General features: G+C 39.7%; 13 protein-coding genes and 1 riboswitch. Of the genes, 10 read left to right on the forward strand and 3 right to left on the reverse strand.

The window, feature by feature from the left end; genetic code table 11:
- Window positions 1–71 precede the first annotated feature (71 nt).
- The 3 genes from ACQRD1_RS07200 to ACQRD1_RS07210 are packed head-to-tail and all read left to right on the forward strand — an operon-like array spanning window position 72 to window position 5,416.
- Window positions 72–3,362 (forward strand): DUF5717 family protein, encoded by a 3,291-nt coding sequence (locus tag ACQRD1_RS07200; RefSeq protein WP_235231830.1) that lies wholly within the window; start codon window positions 72–74, stop codon window positions 3,360–3,362.
- A gap of 19 nt (window positions 3,363–3,381) precedes the next feature.
- Entirely contained in the window at window positions 3,382–4,665 is a 1,284-nt protein-coding gene (locus tag ACQRD1_RS07205; RefSeq protein ID WP_235231833.1) for a DUF5716 family protein, read from the forward strand.
- Complete coding sequence (locus ACQRD1_RS07210) at window positions 4,640–5,416, forward strand: hypothetical protein (protein WP_235231835.1); 777 nt, start codon at window positions 4,640–4,642, stop codon at window positions 5,414–5,416. Before ACQRD1_RS07205 ends, ACQRD1_RS07210 begins: the two co-directional genes overlap by 26 nt.
- A gap of 33 nt (window positions 5,417–5,449) precedes the next feature.
- On the opposite strand, the gene ACQRD1_RS07215 is transcribed toward ACQRD1_RS07210, so the two are convergent.
- From ACQRD1_RS07215 to ACQRD1_RS07225, 3 genes are all read right to left on the reverse strand, one after another.
- Window positions 5,450–6,235 (reverse strand): amino acid ABC transporter ATP-binding protein, encoded by a 786-nt coding sequence (locus tag ACQRD1_RS07215; RefSeq protein WP_235231837.1) that lies wholly within the window; start codon window positions 6,233–6,235, stop codon window positions 5,450–5,452.
- Between the two features lie 15 nt (window positions 6,236–6,250).
- Window positions 6,251–6,937 (reverse strand): amino acid ABC transporter permease, encoded by a 687-nt coding sequence (locus ACQRD1_RS07220; protein WP_235231838.1) that lies wholly within the window; start codon window positions 6,935–6,937, stop codon window positions 6,251–6,253.
- A 97-nt stretch (window positions 6,938–7,034) separates the two neighbouring features.
- A complete protein-coding gene (locus ACQRD1_RS07225) occupies window positions 7,035–7,850 on the reverse strand; it encodes a transporter substrate-binding domain-containing protein (protein WP_235231839.1) in 816 nt (271 codons plus the stop codon).
- A gap of 209 nt (window positions 7,851–8,059) precedes the next feature.
- Here ACQRD1_RS07225 and purF point away from each other — a divergent pair, with 209 nt between their 5' ends.
- The 7 genes from purF to trxB all read left to right on the forward strand — a co-directional run bounded on the left by purF (window position 8,060) and on the right by trxB (window position 17,166).
- The gene (gene purF / locus ACQRD1_RS07230; protein WP_235231840.1) at window positions 8,060–9,487 is read left to right on the forward strand and encodes an amidophosphoribosyltransferase; all 1,428 of its coding nucleotides are present in this window, start codon (window positions 8,060–8,062) and stop codon (window positions 9,485–9,487) included.
- A gap of 39 nt (window positions 9,488–9,526) precedes the next feature.
- Complete coding sequence (gene purB, locus ACQRD1_RS07235; RefSeq protein WP_235231841.1) at window positions 9,527–10,960, forward strand: adenylosuccinate lyase; 1,434 nt, start codon at window positions 9,527–9,529, stop codon at window positions 10,958–10,960.
- A 235-nt stretch (window positions 10,961–11,195) separates the two neighbouring features.
- The gene (locus ACQRD1_RS07240) at window positions 11,196–12,560 is read left to right on the forward strand and encodes an alanine/glycine:cation symporter family protein (RefSeq protein WP_235231842.1); all 1,365 of its coding nucleotides are present in this window, start codon (window positions 11,196–11,198) and stop codon (window positions 12,558–12,560) included.
- Window positions 12,561–12,832: 272 nt separating this feature from the next.
- Window positions 12,833–12,944: riboswitch (glycine riboswitch) on the forward strand.
- Window positions 12,945–13,121: 177 nt separating this feature from the next.
- Window positions 13,122–13,508: a GrdX family protein gene (locus tag ACQRD1_RS07245; protein WP_235231843.1), complete on the forward strand. Its 387-nt coding sequence runs from the start codon at window positions 13,122–13,124 to the stop codon at window positions 13,506–13,508.
- Window positions 13,509–13,580: 72 nt separating this feature from the next.
- Entirely contained in the window at window positions 13,581–14,861 is a 1,281-nt protein-coding gene (locus ACQRD1_RS07250; RefSeq protein WP_235231844.1) for a glycine/sarcosine/betaine reductase component B subunit, read from the forward strand.
- Between the two features lie 17 nt (window positions 14,862–14,878).
- A complete protein-coding gene (gene grdB, locus ACQRD1_RS07255) occupies window positions 14,879–16,189 on the forward strand; it encodes a glycine reductase complex selenoprotein B (RefSeq protein ID WP_235231845.1) in 1,311 nt (436 codons plus the stop codon).
- A 32-nt stretch (window positions 16,190–16,221) separates the two neighbouring features.
- Window positions 16,222–17,166, forward strand: a complete 945-nt coding sequence (trxB, locus tag ACQRD1_RS07260) for a thioredoxin-disulfide reductase (protein ID WP_235231846.1) — start codon at window positions 16,222–16,224, stop codon at window positions 17,164–17,166.
- The last annotated feature ends 7 nt before the right edge of the window (window positions 17,167–17,173 follow it).

Below are 17,173 nucleotides of genomic sequence, written 5' to 3' on the forward strand. Positions count from 1 at the left end.
TTATCAATCAATGCTATAATTTATTATAGTATGTTTTTAGAAAAATGCAACGAAAGAAGCAGGTGTCAGACTTGAAAAATAAAATCCAGAAATTTTCCAAAGGAGACTTTCAGCTCAAACAACCTGATGTCATATTTGATGAAACAAATCTGGTTCTCATTATAGGAGAAGGGGAAGTATATCGGGGGAGTTTTACAATTAAGGCGAATAGTGAGGGAACAATACGGGGGTTGGTCTACCCGTCTTCTTTTCGCGTTCATTTTAAAGACCAGGGATTCGAGGGGAATCCTGCAAAAATAGAATTTACTTATGATGGAAGAGGATTGCGTCCCGGACATGTAGAAGAAGGAAAATTCACAGTTGTGTGCAGCGGCGGAGAGTATGAACTGTCATTTACTGCAATTATTGAGAAGCCTTATGTGATGACGTCTTATGGTAAAGTGCAGAGTACGGATGATTTTCGCAAGCTTGCCATTAAGGATTTTTCTGAGGCGGGAAGATTATTCCGTTCCAAAGAATTCTATGAAATATTAAAATATGAAAATGAGAGAACATTTTATCTTTATGATAATATGCGGAAATGGTCACTTGGTGAACAGGCGATGGAAGAATTCCTGGTAGGAATAAAACAGAAAGAGTGTATCTTTCTGACTTTGCCGGGAGAAGGTATGTTGTTTGAGGATATTTCGGAACCTACCAAGGGAACTTTGACGCTGATGAAGAATACCTGGGGATATATGCCGATTCATATTGAGACTGAAGGTGGGTTTATTCGAGTATCCCGGCCGGAAATCAGCACCGAAGATTTTGTGGGGAATGCGCATGAGATTGAATATGTAGTCCGTCCGGAGCGTTTGCATGCTGGACGTAATTATGGTGCGCTTAAGTTTGTTACACCTTATGAGACCTTGAAATATGAGATTGAAGTTCTGCAGAATCAGGAATATCATGAAAATCACAGAGTACCGGAACTTCTGCTTGCGCAGATATTGAAAGAATATGTTGGGTATATTGGCGGAAGGATTAAGCTGGAAAATTGGATCGACAGTGCAGTTGAGAAGATGACTGCACTTCGAAAGTTAGAGCCGCAGAGTGAACTCTATCAGTTGATGCAGGCTCAGATTTATCTTGCGGGTAATAAAGTAGAAGAAGCAAAATGGATTCTTGAAAATTATAATTATAATAGATTTGCAATCGGAAAGGATCCTGTGACAAATTGTTATTATCTTTATCTGACAGCGCTTGTCAGAGGTAAGGGGAATCATGTAGAGCGTGTACTTGATGAGATTGGCAAGACTTATATGCGTCATCAAGATTCATGGGTCCTTCTGAGCATGTTGTTAGATCTTGATCCTAGATATAAGAATGCATATAAAAGAATTGAAGTATTAGAGCAACAGTTCGAATACGGAATACACGGTGTATTATTCTATCTGGAAGCATATTTGTGCTATCAGGAGAAGCCGACACTGTTGAAAAAACTTGGAACATTTGAGATGCAGGTTCTGAACTTTGCATCCAAATACCGTTTAATGACGAAGGAATTAGCATTGTACGTGTCGAATTTTGCCAGTCAGCAGAAGAACTACAGTGATTCTATGTTCCGGATTTTGGAGCGTATATATAAGATGTACAATGAGCCAATGATTCTGAATACTATCTGTACCCTTCTGATTAAAGGAAATAAGACACAGAAGCGTTATTTTGTGTGGTATCAGCGTGCAGTTGATGCGGAATTAAAGATCGCGCAGTTGTACGAGTATTATATGATGACTCTTGATGAAGACAATGCCAGAGGACCACTTCCAAAGACAATTCTATTGTATTTTATGCATGGGAATTCGCTGAATTATAAAAAGGCAGCTTTTCTTTATGCCAATCTGATAACCTATGAAGAAACGGCTGGAGATTTATACTTGAATTATAGGGAACAGATGGTGGCGTTTACATGGGATCAATTGATGAAGCGCCATATTACAGAGTCTCTTCGAATATTATATAAGAGATTCTGCCAGGAAGAAGAGATGACGGCAGAACGGATGGAAGCCATGCGGGACATCTGTTATTCTTATGAGATCAAGACGAAAGTTCCAAACATGAATTGTGTTCTTGTAATTGAGAAAGATGGAGCAATCCGGCAGAGAGTTCCATACGATGAAGATGGTGCAATTATTTTCCTGTATGATAAAGAATCAAGGATTGTATGGGAATCTGTAGAAGGACGTCATTATACGGATTCTATTGCATATGAGACAAGACGGCTCTTTTATGAACCGCGTTTCCTTGATATGTGTCGTAAGTATGCAGCATCAACGGGAATCTGGAAGCAGGAAAATGAAAAAGAAGAGCCGACGTTTGAAAAAATAAAAGTTAAAGGAATCAATGCATTTGATGAAAAAGACGTATTTCGCATGTGCAGTAAACGGATTCGTGAGGATAATTATGAAGAAGATGAGTTCTTAAATTATCTTTGTATTGAATTGTTCAAAAGACAGCAGTATGATAAGGTGACTCTGATGTATCTTGCGAATTATTACTGCGGTGCGACCAGAGATATGAAAAAACTCTGGAAAGTATTACGGGAATATGGAATCCCTGCATTCAAAGTCGGAGAGCGTATAATTACCCAGATGCTATTTTCTGAAAATCTGTTTCAGGAAGAAGAGATATTTGAAGATTACTATATGTCTGATAATGTCTATTTTCGTTTGAAACAGGCGTATCTGGCATATGTATCCAGAGAATATGTGGTATATGGACGAAGCTTGAAATCCTGTGTATTTGATATGATTGCAAATGAATGTGATAAAAAAGAAGAATTACCGGATATCTGTAAAGTTGCGCTTTTAAAGTATTATTCCGGACGAGATTATACTGCGGCTTTGGAAGTAATCCTTCATCAAGTATTGAGAGAGATGTGCGAGAAACAGATTGTTTTCCCGTTTTATCTGCAATATAAGAAAGAATGGCTTAGAGAAGTACAATTGTATGATAAGACAATGATTTCTTATCAGTCAGCGCCAGGAAGCAGAGTTACTTTGTATTACAAAGTAAAACAAGGGAACCGTGATGGATTGGGGTATCAAAGTGAAGCCATGATGCCGGTATATGAGAATTTGTATGTAAAACAATTTGTCCTGTACGACGATGAATCCGTGAGTTATTATTTCGCGGAAAGCAGGGAAAAAGAGGATATCACTACAGAGAAATCTGTGTTGAAAAATGAGAATCAAATTGCAGGCTCTGGAAAATATGGAAAGTTAAATGATATGACTAAGATGGCGCCTGCATCGCGCAGAAAAGCGATGATAGAGTACCAGGAAGAAGAAATTATGGCAGAACATTTATTTAAGATTTATTAGGAGAGAGGAGGATATGATAATGAAAAGGGGCAGTATTCTGGGCTATGATCTAAATGAAAAGAATTGCCAGATCAGTTATTACGACGAGAACAAAGAAGAACCTGAGACACTGGAAGTTTCCGTAGATAATTATCAGATTCCTCTGGTATTAGGATATTATAAAGAACATTGGGTTTATGGAAAAGAGGCGAAAAGGCTTGCGGCAATCAATGAGGGATGTACGATAACCGATCTTTTTAATAAGGCGGTACATCGAGAAAAAGTAAGAGTTGGTGCACGTAATCACGATGCAGTATGGCTCCTCGCCAAGTTTGTTAGTCTGACACTGGAAGAATTTGAAGATATCAAATTTATAACGTTTACAGTTCCGTTTACAAATATTGATATGTCAAAAATGATGAAAGGAATTGGTCAGCATCTTGGCGTTCCGAAAGAAAAAGTATGTGTTCAGGATTATAAAGAGAGTTTTTGTCATTATATGTTTTATCAACCAAAAGAGTTGTGGCAGTATGAATCAGCATTATTCTATTGTGATGCGCATGAGATACGGGCTTATATGCTGCGGAAACTGAATGCAATCAGTGGCAGAGGAAAAGATATGTTCGTGACAGTTGATGAAGTGGCAAATGCGCGTATGAAGGAGCTGGAAGCAATCTATCCGGTACTAAATGTTGATAAAGCAAAAGATGCGGATGAGCGATTTAAGACATTTATTCAGAGCGTATTTGAGAAAAAGGTAGTATCTTCCGTATATTTGACGGGAGAGGGATTTGAGAATAATTGGTATCCGAATTCTTTGAAAGTACTTTGTAATGGAAGGAGAGCTTTCCTAGGCAATAATTTGTACAGTAAAGGAGCGTGCTATACATCAATCCGAAAATGTCTTGATTATGATGAGGGACCGGTCTATCTGGATGAAACCAAGATGACGGAGCAGATATGTCTGCGTATGCGGGTGAATGGTCAGGAAGGCTGGTATCCAATTGTCTCATGGGGAACCCATTGGTATGAAGCAGATGGACAATGGGATGTGATCCTGGAAGATACCTCAGATATCGAAATTCACGTAGAGACATTGGCAGGAGAAGAACTTCAGGTTGAAACGGTTTCGCTGGAAGGTCTCCCTGAAAGAAGAGATTATTCTCTGAGAATTCAGATTGAAGCAATGTTTATGGATGAACGTACCTGTAAGCTCACATTTAAAGATGTCGGATTTGGAGAATTTTTCCTGTCGTCCGGTTTTCAGGTAGAGAAGATATTACATTTAGGAGGAATCAATGGGCAGTTTAATTCTATGTCATAGAAAAAAAGCAAAACAACCATACGAGATATCCAGAGTTCATATGAGAATCTATACGATAGAGGAACTGTGCTATTATATATGCAACAATCTGTATCTGATTGATTATACGATTATAAACAGACAGCTTTGTAATTGGATTGACACTGAATTAGATATGAAAGAGCTGGCTGATAAGCTGCGCGAAGAATTGAGGCAGAACTGTTCGATGGAGCAATTTGTGTTGACAATTTTGAGAGAATCAACGATTTATGCAGCGGCGGATATTAATAAGATCCAGAGTTTGTTAGAACATCTTCAGAACCAGAAAGATGTAGAACGAACAAAGTATAAAGCAGACAGTTTGCAAAATAGTGGAGAATATGAAACTGCGATACTGGTATATCAGTCTATCATCAATCAGGAGTGGGATGATTCTGTGCCCAAGATGTTTTATGGTAAGGTGTATGCATGTCTGGGAGCGGCTTATGGACATCTGTTTTTATATGAGGAAGCTGCCAGGATGTATCAGGAAGCCTATCGAATATGCGAGGAATCAGATCTGTTGAAGGCATATCTTTATTGCTGTTATCGTTTTATGCCGGAAGATCAATATGTGAAAATGTTATCAGGAAATCCTATTTACCTGAGTGTGAATTCTCTTTTGAGAGACGAGATGAAAGAAGTGCAAAAGGAAATTGATATAGATATGCCGGAAGAACAGCTGGTACAGTGGAAAAAGGAATATCGCAGAACGGATAAGAAAACAGTATAAATTTACAGGCACCTGAAAAAGGTGCCTGTTGTGTTATCCTTGTGTAAATCGAGACAGGAATTGTTTTGTACGTTCTTCTTTAGGGTGTTCGAATACTTCGTAAGGATCTCCCTGTTCGAGAATGTATCCATCGTCCATGAAAATCACCTGATTGGCAACATCTCTTGCAAATGCCATTTCATGTGTGACAATAATCATTGTAGTGTTCTTGTCTGCAAGTTCTTTGATTACTTTCAATACCTCTCCGGTAAGCTCTGGATCCAGTGCGGAAGTTGGTTCATCAAAGCAGAGAATATCAGGCTGAAGTGCTAATGCGCGGGCAATTGCGACACGCTGGCATTGTCCTCCGGACAATTGATGAGGATAATTATCCATACGATTTTCCAGACCCATTTGAATGAGAAGGTTCTCGGCCTGTGATTTGATCTCTTCGTGGATTTCCTTTTTCTTTGCTTTGTAATCAGGCTGCTCTTTGGCTAATAATTCTTTGGCCAGCATAACATTTTCCAGAGCAGTGTACTGTGGAAAGAGATTGAATGACTGAAAAACAAGACCAAAATGAAGCCGTTTTTTTCGAATTGCGGTTTCTTTTTGTGTAGATGGATCCGCATAGTCAAATAATGTTTCTCCATTTACACGGATAATACCTTTGTCTGGTTGTTCTAAAAAGTTCAGACAACGCAGAAGAGTGGTCTTACCGCTGCCGGATGAACCAATGATGGATACGACTTGCCCCTTTTCCAGAGAAAAACTGATGTCCTTCAATACTTCTGTGTTATTAAAAGATTTGCAAATATGTTCAACTTCTAAAATAGCCATTGTATGACCTCCCTTTTATCTAAAATAGTCTAGTTTCTTTTCCAGACGCCCAAGCAAAACAGTAAGAACGCCGTTGAAAATCAGATAGTAGACAGCTGTGAAGAACAATGGCCAAATAACACCAGAAATTCCCTGTGAGCCTTTCATAAAGGCCTGGCCAGCCCAGATGATCTCTTGCAATGCAATGATTCGGGCCAGTGAAGTGTCTTTTACCAAAGTAATGATTTCATTGGACATTGGCGGAACAATATGTTTGATCATCTGTAATAACTTTACTTTGAAGAAAATCTGAGTTTTAGTCATTCCAAGTACAAGACCGGCTTCTTCCTGGCCTACAGGAACACCTTGTATACCGCCGCGATATATTTCGGAAAAATAACAAGCATAGTTTATAATGAAAGAAACGGATGCAGCGAGAAAACGGCCGGTTTCACCACTGCCCCAGATTGGATTGTGTAATACAAGTCCAGGAAAATAATAAATTATAAGCAACTGAATCATAAGTGGAGTACCACGTACGATCCAGACAATCAACTTTGTAAGATAACTCAAAGGTTTAAAATGGGACATAGAGCCAAAAGAAATAATCAGACCCAGAGGAAATGCCCCGATCAATGTTACAAAGAAAAGTTTTAAAGTTTGTAAAAAGCCGATGTTTAGTGAGTTGATGACAACCGGCATTTGTTCCATTATATGTTCCATAGGATTATCCTGCTTTCTCTTTGTGTAATGATTCTAGTGAAAAATAGAGAGCGGGGAAAACCGCCCTCTATGAATATACATTACATTATTATTTTGATTATTGTTCAAGAATGGCATCCTTTACACCATATTTCTCAGCACATTCCATCATGCTGCCATCTGCATAGCTGGAAGCGAAGAATTCATTCAGTGCTTCTGCCAGATCAGATCCTTTACGGAAACCAACACCGTATTCTTCACTGTTCAGTTCTACTGTATGGGTTAAGGATTCGTAACTTGTTCCTTCTCCGATCATAGCAGCTGCCATAAGTAAATCGATAACAGCAGCATCAGATGTTCCTGCAGATACTTCCATCAGAGCATCTGCCTGAGATGCAACTGCTGTATACTCAAGATTCAGAGCACTAACTTCTTCTTCACCGGCACTTCCTGTCTCAACTGCGAAAGCGAGATCAGCAAGACTGTCGGTATCCTGATATTGATCTGCCTTATCAGAAGGAACTACAACAACCTGTGCGTTTTTGCAGTATGCATTGGAGCATTCCATTGCACTTGTAACTTCATCTGTTAATGTCATACCGTTCCATACGCAGTCAATGGTCTTGCCATCAAGCTCCATAATCTTGTTATCCCAGTCGATTTCAACAAATTCAACATCAACTCCAAGGCTGTCTGCAAATGCTTTTGCCATGTCAGCATCAAAACCAACCCATTCATCGCTGCCTTCTTCTTTGTAATCCATTGGTTCAAAATTTGTAATACCTACGACCAATGTTCCCTTTTCTTTTACGTAATCAGAATCGCTCTGGCTTTCTGTTGACTCCTTGCTGTCTTCTTTAGAATCAGAAGAACCACAAGCTGCCAAGGACAGAACCATGATTAATGATAACGTGAATGCAATAAATTTTTTCATAGTACATCTCCTCAATATTATTGTTAAATTATATTTCTTTTACGTTACAATATTATCAAGTTAGCAGACTAAAGTCAACAGGATTTTTAAAGAAGAGAGATTGCTTTTCTGAACGCCTTGTATTATACTGGTATTGCATGTCAAGTGCATTGATACAGTACTTTGTATGATTTGGGTATAAAAAAAGAATAAGTAAGGAGCTTACATTCATGGATAACTTTGAAAAAGTTACGACAGGTATGGGAGAGGAATGTGGAGTTTTTGGAGCCTATGATATGGACGGAAGCGATGTTGCTTCTGATGTATACTATGGGCTTTTTGCGTTGCAGCACAGAGGACAGGAAAGCTGTGGTATTGCTGTGACGGATACTTATGGGGAAAGAAAAGTACATTTTAAAAAAGGACTTGGTCTGGTAAATGATGTTTTTGATGCCGAAGCATTGGAAGCATTACATGGTAATCTTGGGGTTGGTCATGTCCGCTATTCAACAGCTGGAGGTACAAGGGCAGAGAATGCTATGCCGCTGGTTTTGAATTATGTAAAAGGAACTTTGGTGATTGCACATAATGGTAATTTGACGAATGCAGTGGAACTTCGGCATGAATTGGAATATACGGGGGCTATTTTCCAGACAACGATTGATTCTGAAGTGATTGCATATCATATTGCAAGAGAACGTCTGAAGACGAAGAATGCCGAAGATGCAGTAAAAAAGGCCATGAAAAAAATAGAAGGTGCTTATGCATTGGTAGTAAGTTCTCCGAGAAAGATGATTGGTGCAAGAGATCCATATGGTTTCAAGCCTCTTTGTATCGGGAAAAGAGATAATACTTATTTTTTGGCTTCTGAAAGTTGCGCGATTGCGGCAGTTGGGGCCGAATTTGTCAGAGATGTGGAACCGGGTGAAATCGTAAGCATTACGAAAAAAGGAATCAAATCCGACATGTCGATGGCAATTCATCCTGCGAAACAGGCAAGATGTATCTTTGAATATATTTATTTTGCCAGAACAGATAGCTGTATGGATGGCGTAAATGTTTATCATTCGAGAATTGTTGCGGGAAAAGCATTGGCAGAGTCTTATCCTGTGGATGCGGATCTGGTAGTTGGTGTGCCAGATTCTGGTCTGGTAGCTGCAAAAGGATATTCGGAACAGTCTGGAATTCCCTACGGAATGGCATTTCATAAAAACAGTTATGTCGGCAGGACTTTTATTAAACCAAAACAAAGTGAGAGAGTCAGCAGTGTCAAAATCAAGCTGAATGTTATCGAAGAAGTAGTCAAGGGGAAAAGAATTGTTATGGTAGATGATTCTATTGTAAGAGGAACTACCAGTGCCAATATTATTAAAATGTTGAAGAAAGCAGGGGCGAAAGAAGTTCATGTCAGAATCAGTTCGCCGCCATTCTTGTATCCTTGCTATTTTGGTACCGATGTACCATCTAATGAACAGCTGATTGCCCATTCACATACGACAGAACAGATTCGTGAGATGATAGGGGCGGATTCACTGGGATATATGGAGATTGACAAATTAAAGGATATGGTAGGAAATCTGAGCTATTGTGATGCTTGTTTTACCGGCAAATATCCAGTAAAAGTACCGGGGAAAGATGTTTCCCTGGCATTTGAGTAGTAGATCTGTAACAAGGAAAAAGAAAAGGAGAATCAGATTATGAGTAATGACAGATATCAAAGCCCGCTTTCTGAGCGTTATGCTAGTAAGGAGATGCAATACATCTTTTCGCCAGATAAAAAGTTCAGAACATGGAGACGACTTTGGATCGCTCTTGCAGAAACAGAAAAGGAATTGGGACTGCCAATTACAGAAGAACAGATTGAAGAATTAAAAGCTCATGCAGATGATATCAACTATGATGTAGCAAAAGAAAGAGAGAAAATTGTGCGTCATGATGTTATGTCGCATGTTTATGCGTATGGACAGCAGTGTCCTAAAGCAAAGGGAATCATTCATTTGGGTGCCACTTCTTGTTATGTTGGCGATAATACAGATGTCATTTTAATGTCTGATGCTTTGGAATTGGTGAGAACAAAGCTGATTAATGTAATAGCAGAACTTGCAAAATTTGCTGATGAATATAAGAACCTTCCGACTCTGGCATTTACGCATTTTCAGCCGGCTCAGCCGACAACTGTTGGAAAACGTGCAACACTTTGGATGCAAGAGTTTATGATGGATCTTGAAGATTTGGAATATGTAAAAGGAAGTCTTAAATTACTGGGCTCTAAAGGAACCACTGGAACACAGGCAAGTTTCTTGGAATTGTTTGATGGCGACCAGGAGACGATTGATAAAATTGATCCGATGATCGCAGAGAAGATGGGATTTAAAGCGTGCTATCCAGTATCCGGGCAAACATATTCTCGTAAGGTAGATACCAGAGTATTAAACGTTCTTGCAGGCATTGCGGCAAGTGCACACAAGTTCTCGAATGATATTCGACTTCTTCAGCATTTGAAAGAAGTGGAAGAACCATTTGAGAAGACACAGATAGGATCTTCCGCGATGGCGTATAAGAGAAATCCAATGAGGAGTGAAAGAATTGCTTCATTGTCGAGATATGTTATGATTGATGCACTGAATCCGGCTATCACTTCTGCGACACAATGGTTTGAAAGAACTTTGGATGATTCTGCTAATAAGCGTCTCAGTGTACCGGAAGGTTTCCTTGCAATTGATGGTATTCTTGACCTGTGTCTGAATGTAGTAGATGGTTTGGTGGTATATCCAAAGGTGATTGAGAAACGACTTATGTCCGAACTCCCGTTTATGGCAACAGAGAATATTATGATGGATGCTGTGAAAGCTGGCGGTGACAGACAGGAACTTCATGAAAGAATTCGTGAGTTGTCAATGGAAGCAGGCCGTAATGTGAAAGAAAAAGGGCTGGATAATAATCTTCTTGAACTGATTGCAGCTGATCCGGCATTCAATCTGACATTGGATGAGCTGAAGAAAACTATGGATCCGGCAAAATATACAGGCCGTGCATCTGTGCAGGTAGAAGCGTTCCTTGAAAATGTTGTGAAACCAGTTCTGGATGCCAATAAGGATGTCCTTGGCATGACTGCGGAAATCAATGTTTAATATTACCAAAAAATAAAAAATCAAGTGTTTTTTTTGAAAAATCTTAAATGGCGTAAACGGCGTGTTTGCGCCATTTTTCTTTTTTGTATTGACTGATTAAAAGTCATAAAATGGCAAAAGTGACGAAAATTCTTCAAAATTCTCTGCAATTATTGAAGAAAAAATGGGTGAGTGATATTATAGACACATCGAATAATGTTATTCAAAATATCAATACAATGAAGGGGGTCATGTTGTGGAGGCAGCATTAAATAACATTTTTTCAACTATTGGCAGTTATCTTTCAAACTACATTCTGATCGTAGCACTTCTTGGTGGCGGTATCTGGTTTACTGTGAAACTTGGTTTCATTCAGGTAAAGGGCTTCGGCGAAGGAATGAGAAGAACGTTTGGTGGACTTTTCAGCAAAAAAGGCGAGGCGGGAAATGATGGTATGTCTTCTTTCCAGGCACTGGCTACAGCTATTGCAGCTCAGGTAGGTACTGGTAACATTGCTGGTGCGGCAACAGCACTTGCAGTCGGTGGACCAGGAGCGATCTTCTGGATGTGGATTGCGGCATTCCTTGGAATGGCAACAATCTATGCAGAGGCAATTATGGCACAGAAATATAAGAAGATTGGTGATGACGGAGTTGTGACAGGTGGTCCTGTTTACTATATTCGTGCAGCATTTCAAGGACCATTTGGTAAGTTCCTTGCAGGGGCATTTGCAATCCTGATTGTTCTTGCACTTGGCTTCATGGGTAATGCTGTGCAGTCCAATTCTATTGCGGCAGCATGGAATACAGCATTTGGAATCCCAAAATGGGTTATGGGTGCTATTCTTGCAGTTGTAGCTCTGTTTGTGTTTGTTGGAGGCATGGGACGTATTGCTAAGATTACTGAGATGATTGTTCCGGCTATGGCAGCACTTTATATTATAGGTTCATTGATTGTCATTATCTATAATTTTAAAGAGATTCCTTATGCGTTCAAATCTATTATTGTAGGTGCGTTTGCACCGTCTGCGGTTGTCGGTGGTGCGGCAGGTGCAACGATCAAGCTCGCACTTACAAAGGGTGTTGCAAGAGGTTTGTTCTCTAATGAGGCTGGTATGGGTTCTACACCTCATGCTCATGCAGTGGCGAAAGTAGATCATCCGGTAGAGCAGGGATTTGTGGCTATGATTGGTGTGTTTATTGATACATTCGTAATTCTGAACCTGACAGCTCTCGTAATTATTACAACACATTCTATTCCGACTGGACTTACCGGAGCAGAGTTAAGCCAGTATGCATTCTCAACATTATATGGAAAAGGCGGAGATATCTTTATTGCTGTATGTATGCTGTTCTTTGCGTTTTCTACTATCCTTGGATGGTATTTCTTCGGACAGGCTAATATCAAGTATCTGTTTGGAGCAAAAGCAGTAAAAGTGTATTCTGTGATTGTGGCGGTTTGCGTGTTCCTTGGATCACTAGCAGAGGTTGAACTTGTATGGACAATGCAGGATTGCTTCAATTCTCTGATGGTTATTCCGAACATTCTTGCGTTGTTTGCACTTAGCGGAGTGATTAAAGAAGTACATAATGATTACTTTAAAAATAAAAAGAACAAATAACTATTCGTTATTTCTATAGAAAGTAATGAAGATTTTTGCTGAGAAGAATAGAAAGTTTCAATAAATGCAAAGGGCAAAATCAACAAAAATAGAAATAAATATTAGTGCAATGTGCATAAAATAATTTAATTTTAAGATAGCGGTTGCAAAAAAAATAACAATACGCTATTATAGATATAGGCAATTGAATATATTCAGGAATTCGATAAATCACGTCGGATTTTGAATGAGAATATATTGAAAATGTCTATACATAAAAAATAAGAGTGGGATGATATTTTCCAAGAGAGAGTCAGGATTTTGACCGCCGAAGAGGCAAACCTTATATAAAGTGGTGAATATATATGAGGCGAAACTTTCAGGCAAAAGGACTGGAGAATGTACCACATTCTGAATCTTGTGCTGTATGATAAAGCTTTAAAGGAATACATTATCAGGGCAAAAGACAGAAAAGGACGATTACGCACATGGTTGTGTTTGAATCGTCCTTTTTTAATTGCTATGCATTTAGTATGAGTTTTCATATAGGCTGGCAGATTGACTGAAAGGAGAAAGTGGAACGTGAATCAAAAGAAATACATCATTATAACGAATAATCCACTGGTTTTTGATAAGCTTAAGGAGACGCACAACGTAGAATACAAGGAGATTTCTTACGAAGAGATTCTAAAAGAAGTTAGAGACAGAATCCATGAAGGTCATTTGCTTCTGACGCACCCATTGTCGGGGAGCGTGAAGCCTAATGAAACACCATACAAATCCATAATGATTACGGAGGGAAAGGGGGAGATCGACGAGAGGTCTCTCACGTTGATTGAAAACGCCATACAAGCGTGCCAGAAGTTTGAGTTTAAATCAGACAAATATAAAGCTTCGGTATATGACGATTTTCAGTTGATTGACTGGACCTTGCTGGAAAGTGGAATGGCATCGGCTGATGCGTGGTAGGTCATAAGTGAGGTTGTAAAAGCGTTAAAGCTTACACAATAATATCAAATTTCTTGAAGGAGGGAACTACAAGTGAGATTAGAAATGGGACACATTTACATTAAGGATATTCAGTTCGCAGCTGAGTCTAAGATTGAAGACGGAATCCTTTATGTATCCGAAGAAGCCGTTAAGGCTGTCGCTCTTGAGGATGAGAAGATTAAGAGCGTATCATTTGACATTGCAAAACCAGGTGAGTCAGTAAGAATTACACCAGTTAAAGACGTAATCGAACCAAGAGTTAAAGTTGAAGGAAGAGGGGGAATCTTCCCGGGCGTTATCTCTAAGGTTGATACAGTTGGTGAAGGAAAAACTTATGCATTAAAAGGAATGGCTGTAGTAACAGCAGGTAAGATCGTTGGTTTCCAGGAAGGTATCATTGATATGACAGGTCCGGGAGCTGACTATACACCTTTCTCAAAGACCTTGAACCTGGTAATGGTATGTGAACCGGTTGATGGAATCAAACAGCATGATTATGAGAAGGCTGTTCGTTTCGCAGGATTCAGAGTTGCAGTTTATATTGGGGAATTAGCTCGTGACTTGACACCTGATGAGACAAAAGTATATGAGACATGCACAATTAAAGAAGGTATGGAAAAATATCCAGATCTTCCAAGAGTTGCATATGTTCAGATGCTTCAGAGTCAGGGATTATTACATGACACATATGTATATGGTGTGGATGCAAAGAAAATCGTTCCTACAATTTTAAGCCCAACAGAGATTATGGACGGTGCAATCGTATCTGGTAACTGTGTGTCTGCTTGTGATAAAAACCCTACATATGTACACTTGAACAATCCAGTTGTACATGATTTGTTTGAGCAGCACGGAAAAACATTAAACTTTGTATGCCAGATCATCACAAATGAAAATGTATACCTGGCAGATAAACAGCGTTCTTCTGATTGGACAGCTAAGCTGTGTAAGATGTTGGATCTGGATGGCGTTATTGTATCTCAGGAAGGATTTGGTAACCCAGATACAGACCTTATCATGAACTGTAAGAAGATCGAAGCTGAAGGCGTTAAAACTGTAATCATTACAGATGAATATGCTGGACGTGATGGAAAGTCTCAGTCATTGGCTGATGCTGATGCAGCTGCAGATGCAGTAGTAACTGGCGGAAATGCAAACCAGGTAATTATCCTGCCAAAACTTGATAAAGTAATTGGAACTTTGGATTATGTAACCAAGATTGCTGGAGCAAGTGAGGAGACACTTCGCGAAGATGGATCTCTGGAAGTTGAGCTTCAGGTACTCACAGGTGCAACTAATGAGACCGGTTTCAATAAGCTGAGCGCAAGATAGGAAGGGAGGATAATATAATGGCTAAATTAAAAGTTGTTCATTACATCAATCAGTTCTTTGCACAGATTGGTGGAGAAGAGAAAGCAGATTATCCGGCTGAGATTCGTGTTGGCGAGATCGTTGGACCGGGTATGGCATTGACACAGAATTTTGGGGATGAAGCAGAGATTATTGCTACAATCGTTTGTGGTGACTCTTACTTTAATGAGAACCTTGATAAAGCAAAAGCTGATATCCTCGCTATGGTAAAAGAGCAGAATCCAGATGTATTCGTTGCTGGTCCTGCATTTAACGCTGGACGTTATGGTGTTGCTTGCGGAACTATCGCAGCAGCAGTTCAGGAAGAACTTGGAATTCCGGCTGTAACTGGTATGTATGTTGAAAATCCAGGTGCTGATATGTTCAAAGATAAGGTATATATTGTATCTACAAAGAACAGTGCAGCAGGTATGAGAGATGCTATTAAAAAATTAGCTCCTCTTGCATTAAAAGTTGGAAAAGGTGAGCCGATTGGCGCTTCTTGTGAAGAAGGATATATTCCAAACGGCGTTCGTGTGAACTTCTTTGAAAAAGAAAGAGGATCTCAGAGAGCTGTTAAGATGCTTATCAAGAAATTGGCTGACAAACCGTTTGTTACAGAATATCCAATGCCTGACTTCGATAGAGTAGCTCCGAATCCGGCAGTAAAAGATCTTGCTCATGCTAAGATCGCTCTGGTTACTTCTGGTGGTATTGTACCAAAAGGAAATCCAGATCATATTGAAAGTTCAAGTGCATCTCACTATGGTGAGTATGATATCGCTGGTGTTATGGATCTTACCGAAGAGACATATGAAACTGCTCATGGTGGATATGACCCAGTATATGCAAACGAAGACTCTGACCGTGTATTGCCGGTTGATGTACTTCGTGACATGGAAAAAGAAGGAATTATTGGAGAACTGCATCACCTGTTCTACACAACAACAGGAAATGGTACAGCCGTTGCTTCAGCAAAAGCATTTGCAGCAGAATTTTCTCAGAAATTACTGGCTGACGGTGTAGACGCAGTAATCCTTACCTCTACTTGAGGTACCTGTACTCGTTGCGGTGCAACGATGGTTAAAGAGATAGAGAGAGCTGGTATCCCGGTTGTACATATCTGTACAGTAACTCCTATTTCTATGACAGTTGGTGCGAACAGAATCGTTCCGGCTATCGCAATTCCACATCCTCTTGGAAATCCAGCACTGGATAAAGATGAGGAAAAAGCACTTCGTCGTCGTATTGTTGAAAAAGCTTTGAATGCTCTTACAACAGAAGTAGACGATCAGACAATTTTCGAATAGGTGTTACCTTATATTAAAGGAGAATAACAAAAATGGATAAGATTTATGATGTTATTGTCCTGGGTGCAGGTCCTGCTGGTTTAGCAGCAGGACTGTATGCAGGAAGAAGCCGTCTTTCTGTTCTGATTATTGAAAAAGGTCAGGATGGCGGACAGATTGCAATTACAGATGAGATAGAAAACTATCCGGGACAGATCGTAGAAGGCGAATCAGGTCCATCCTTGATTGCAAGAATGACAGAGCAGGCTGCAAAATTTGGAGCAGAGCGTGTGTCTGATACAATCAAAGAAGTGGAGCTTGAGGGCGAGATCAAAGTCCTGAAGAGCGCAAAAGAAGAGTACAAAGGAAGAAATGTAATCATTGCTACCGGTGCTCATGCACGTCCGATCGGATGTAAAGGTGAAGCTGAATTCACAGGAAAAGGTGTTTCCTATTGCGCCACATGTGATGCAAACTTCTTCGAAGATTTTGAAGTATATGTAGTAGGTGGTGGAGATTCCGCTGTAGAAGAAGCTATGTATCTTACAAAATTTGCAAGAAAAGTTACGATTATTCACAGACGTAATGAACTTCGTGCTGCAAAATCTATTCAGGAAAAAGCATTCAAGAATCCAAAACTTAACTTTATGTGGGATTCTGTAGTTGAAGAAGTTGGAGGAGATGATATCCTTCAGTGGATGAAAGTAAAGAATGTAAAGACTGGCGAGATCACTACAGTAGAAGCTGATGAAGAAGACGGAATGTTCGGTGTGTTTGGATTTATCGGTACTGTTCCGAATACCAAACCATTCGAAGGAATCATTGACATGGATGAACGCGGATATATCAAGACGGATGCTGATATGCATACAAACATCCCAGGTGTATATGCAGCAGGTGATGTTCGTGTCAAGAGTTTAAGACAGGTTGTAACTGCAGCAGCTGATGGAGCAATCGCAGCTGTTCAGGTAGAAAGAAGCATGTCTGATTACTTCTAGATTATAT

The sequence above is a fragment of the Bariatricus sp. SGI.019 genome, from assembly GCF_050315235.1.
Lineage (GTDB): Bacteria > Bacillota > Clostridia > Lachnospirales > Lachnospiraceae > JAFBIX01.

Bases quoted from the DNA above. Each gene is read 5' to 3' on its own strand.
- purF (WP_235231840.1), top strand. From the start codon at position 8,060: ATGGATAACTTTGAAAAAGTTACGACAGGTATGGGAGAGGAATGTGGA.
- purB (WP_235231841.1), top strand. From the start codon at position 9,527: ATGAGTAATGACAGATATCAAAGCCCGCTTTCTGAGCGTTATGCTAGT.
- trxB (WP_235231846.1), top strand. From the start codon at position 16,222: ATGGATAAGATTTATGATGTTATTGTCCTGGGTGCAGGTCCTGCTGGT.
- ACQRD1_RS07225 (WP_235231839.1), bottom strand. From the start codon at position 7,850: ATGAAAAAATTTATTGCATTCACGTTATCATTAATCATGGTTCTGTCC.
- ACQRD1_RS07210 (WP_235231835.1), top strand. From the start codon at position 4,640: ATGGGCAGTTTAATTCTATGTCATAGAAAAAAAGCAAAACAACCATAC.
- ACQRD1_RS07205 (WP_235231833.1), top strand. From the start codon at position 3,382: ATGAAAAGGGGCAGTATTCTGGGCTATGATCTAAATGAAAAGAATTGC.
- ACQRD1_RS07220 (WP_235231838.1), bottom strand. From the start codon at position 6,937: ATGGAACATATAATGGAACAAATGCCGGTTGTCATCAACTCACTAAAC.
- ACQRD1_RS07215 (WP_235231837.1), bottom strand. From the start codon at position 6,235: ATGGCTATTTTAGAAGTTGAACATATTTGCAAATCTTTTAATAACACA.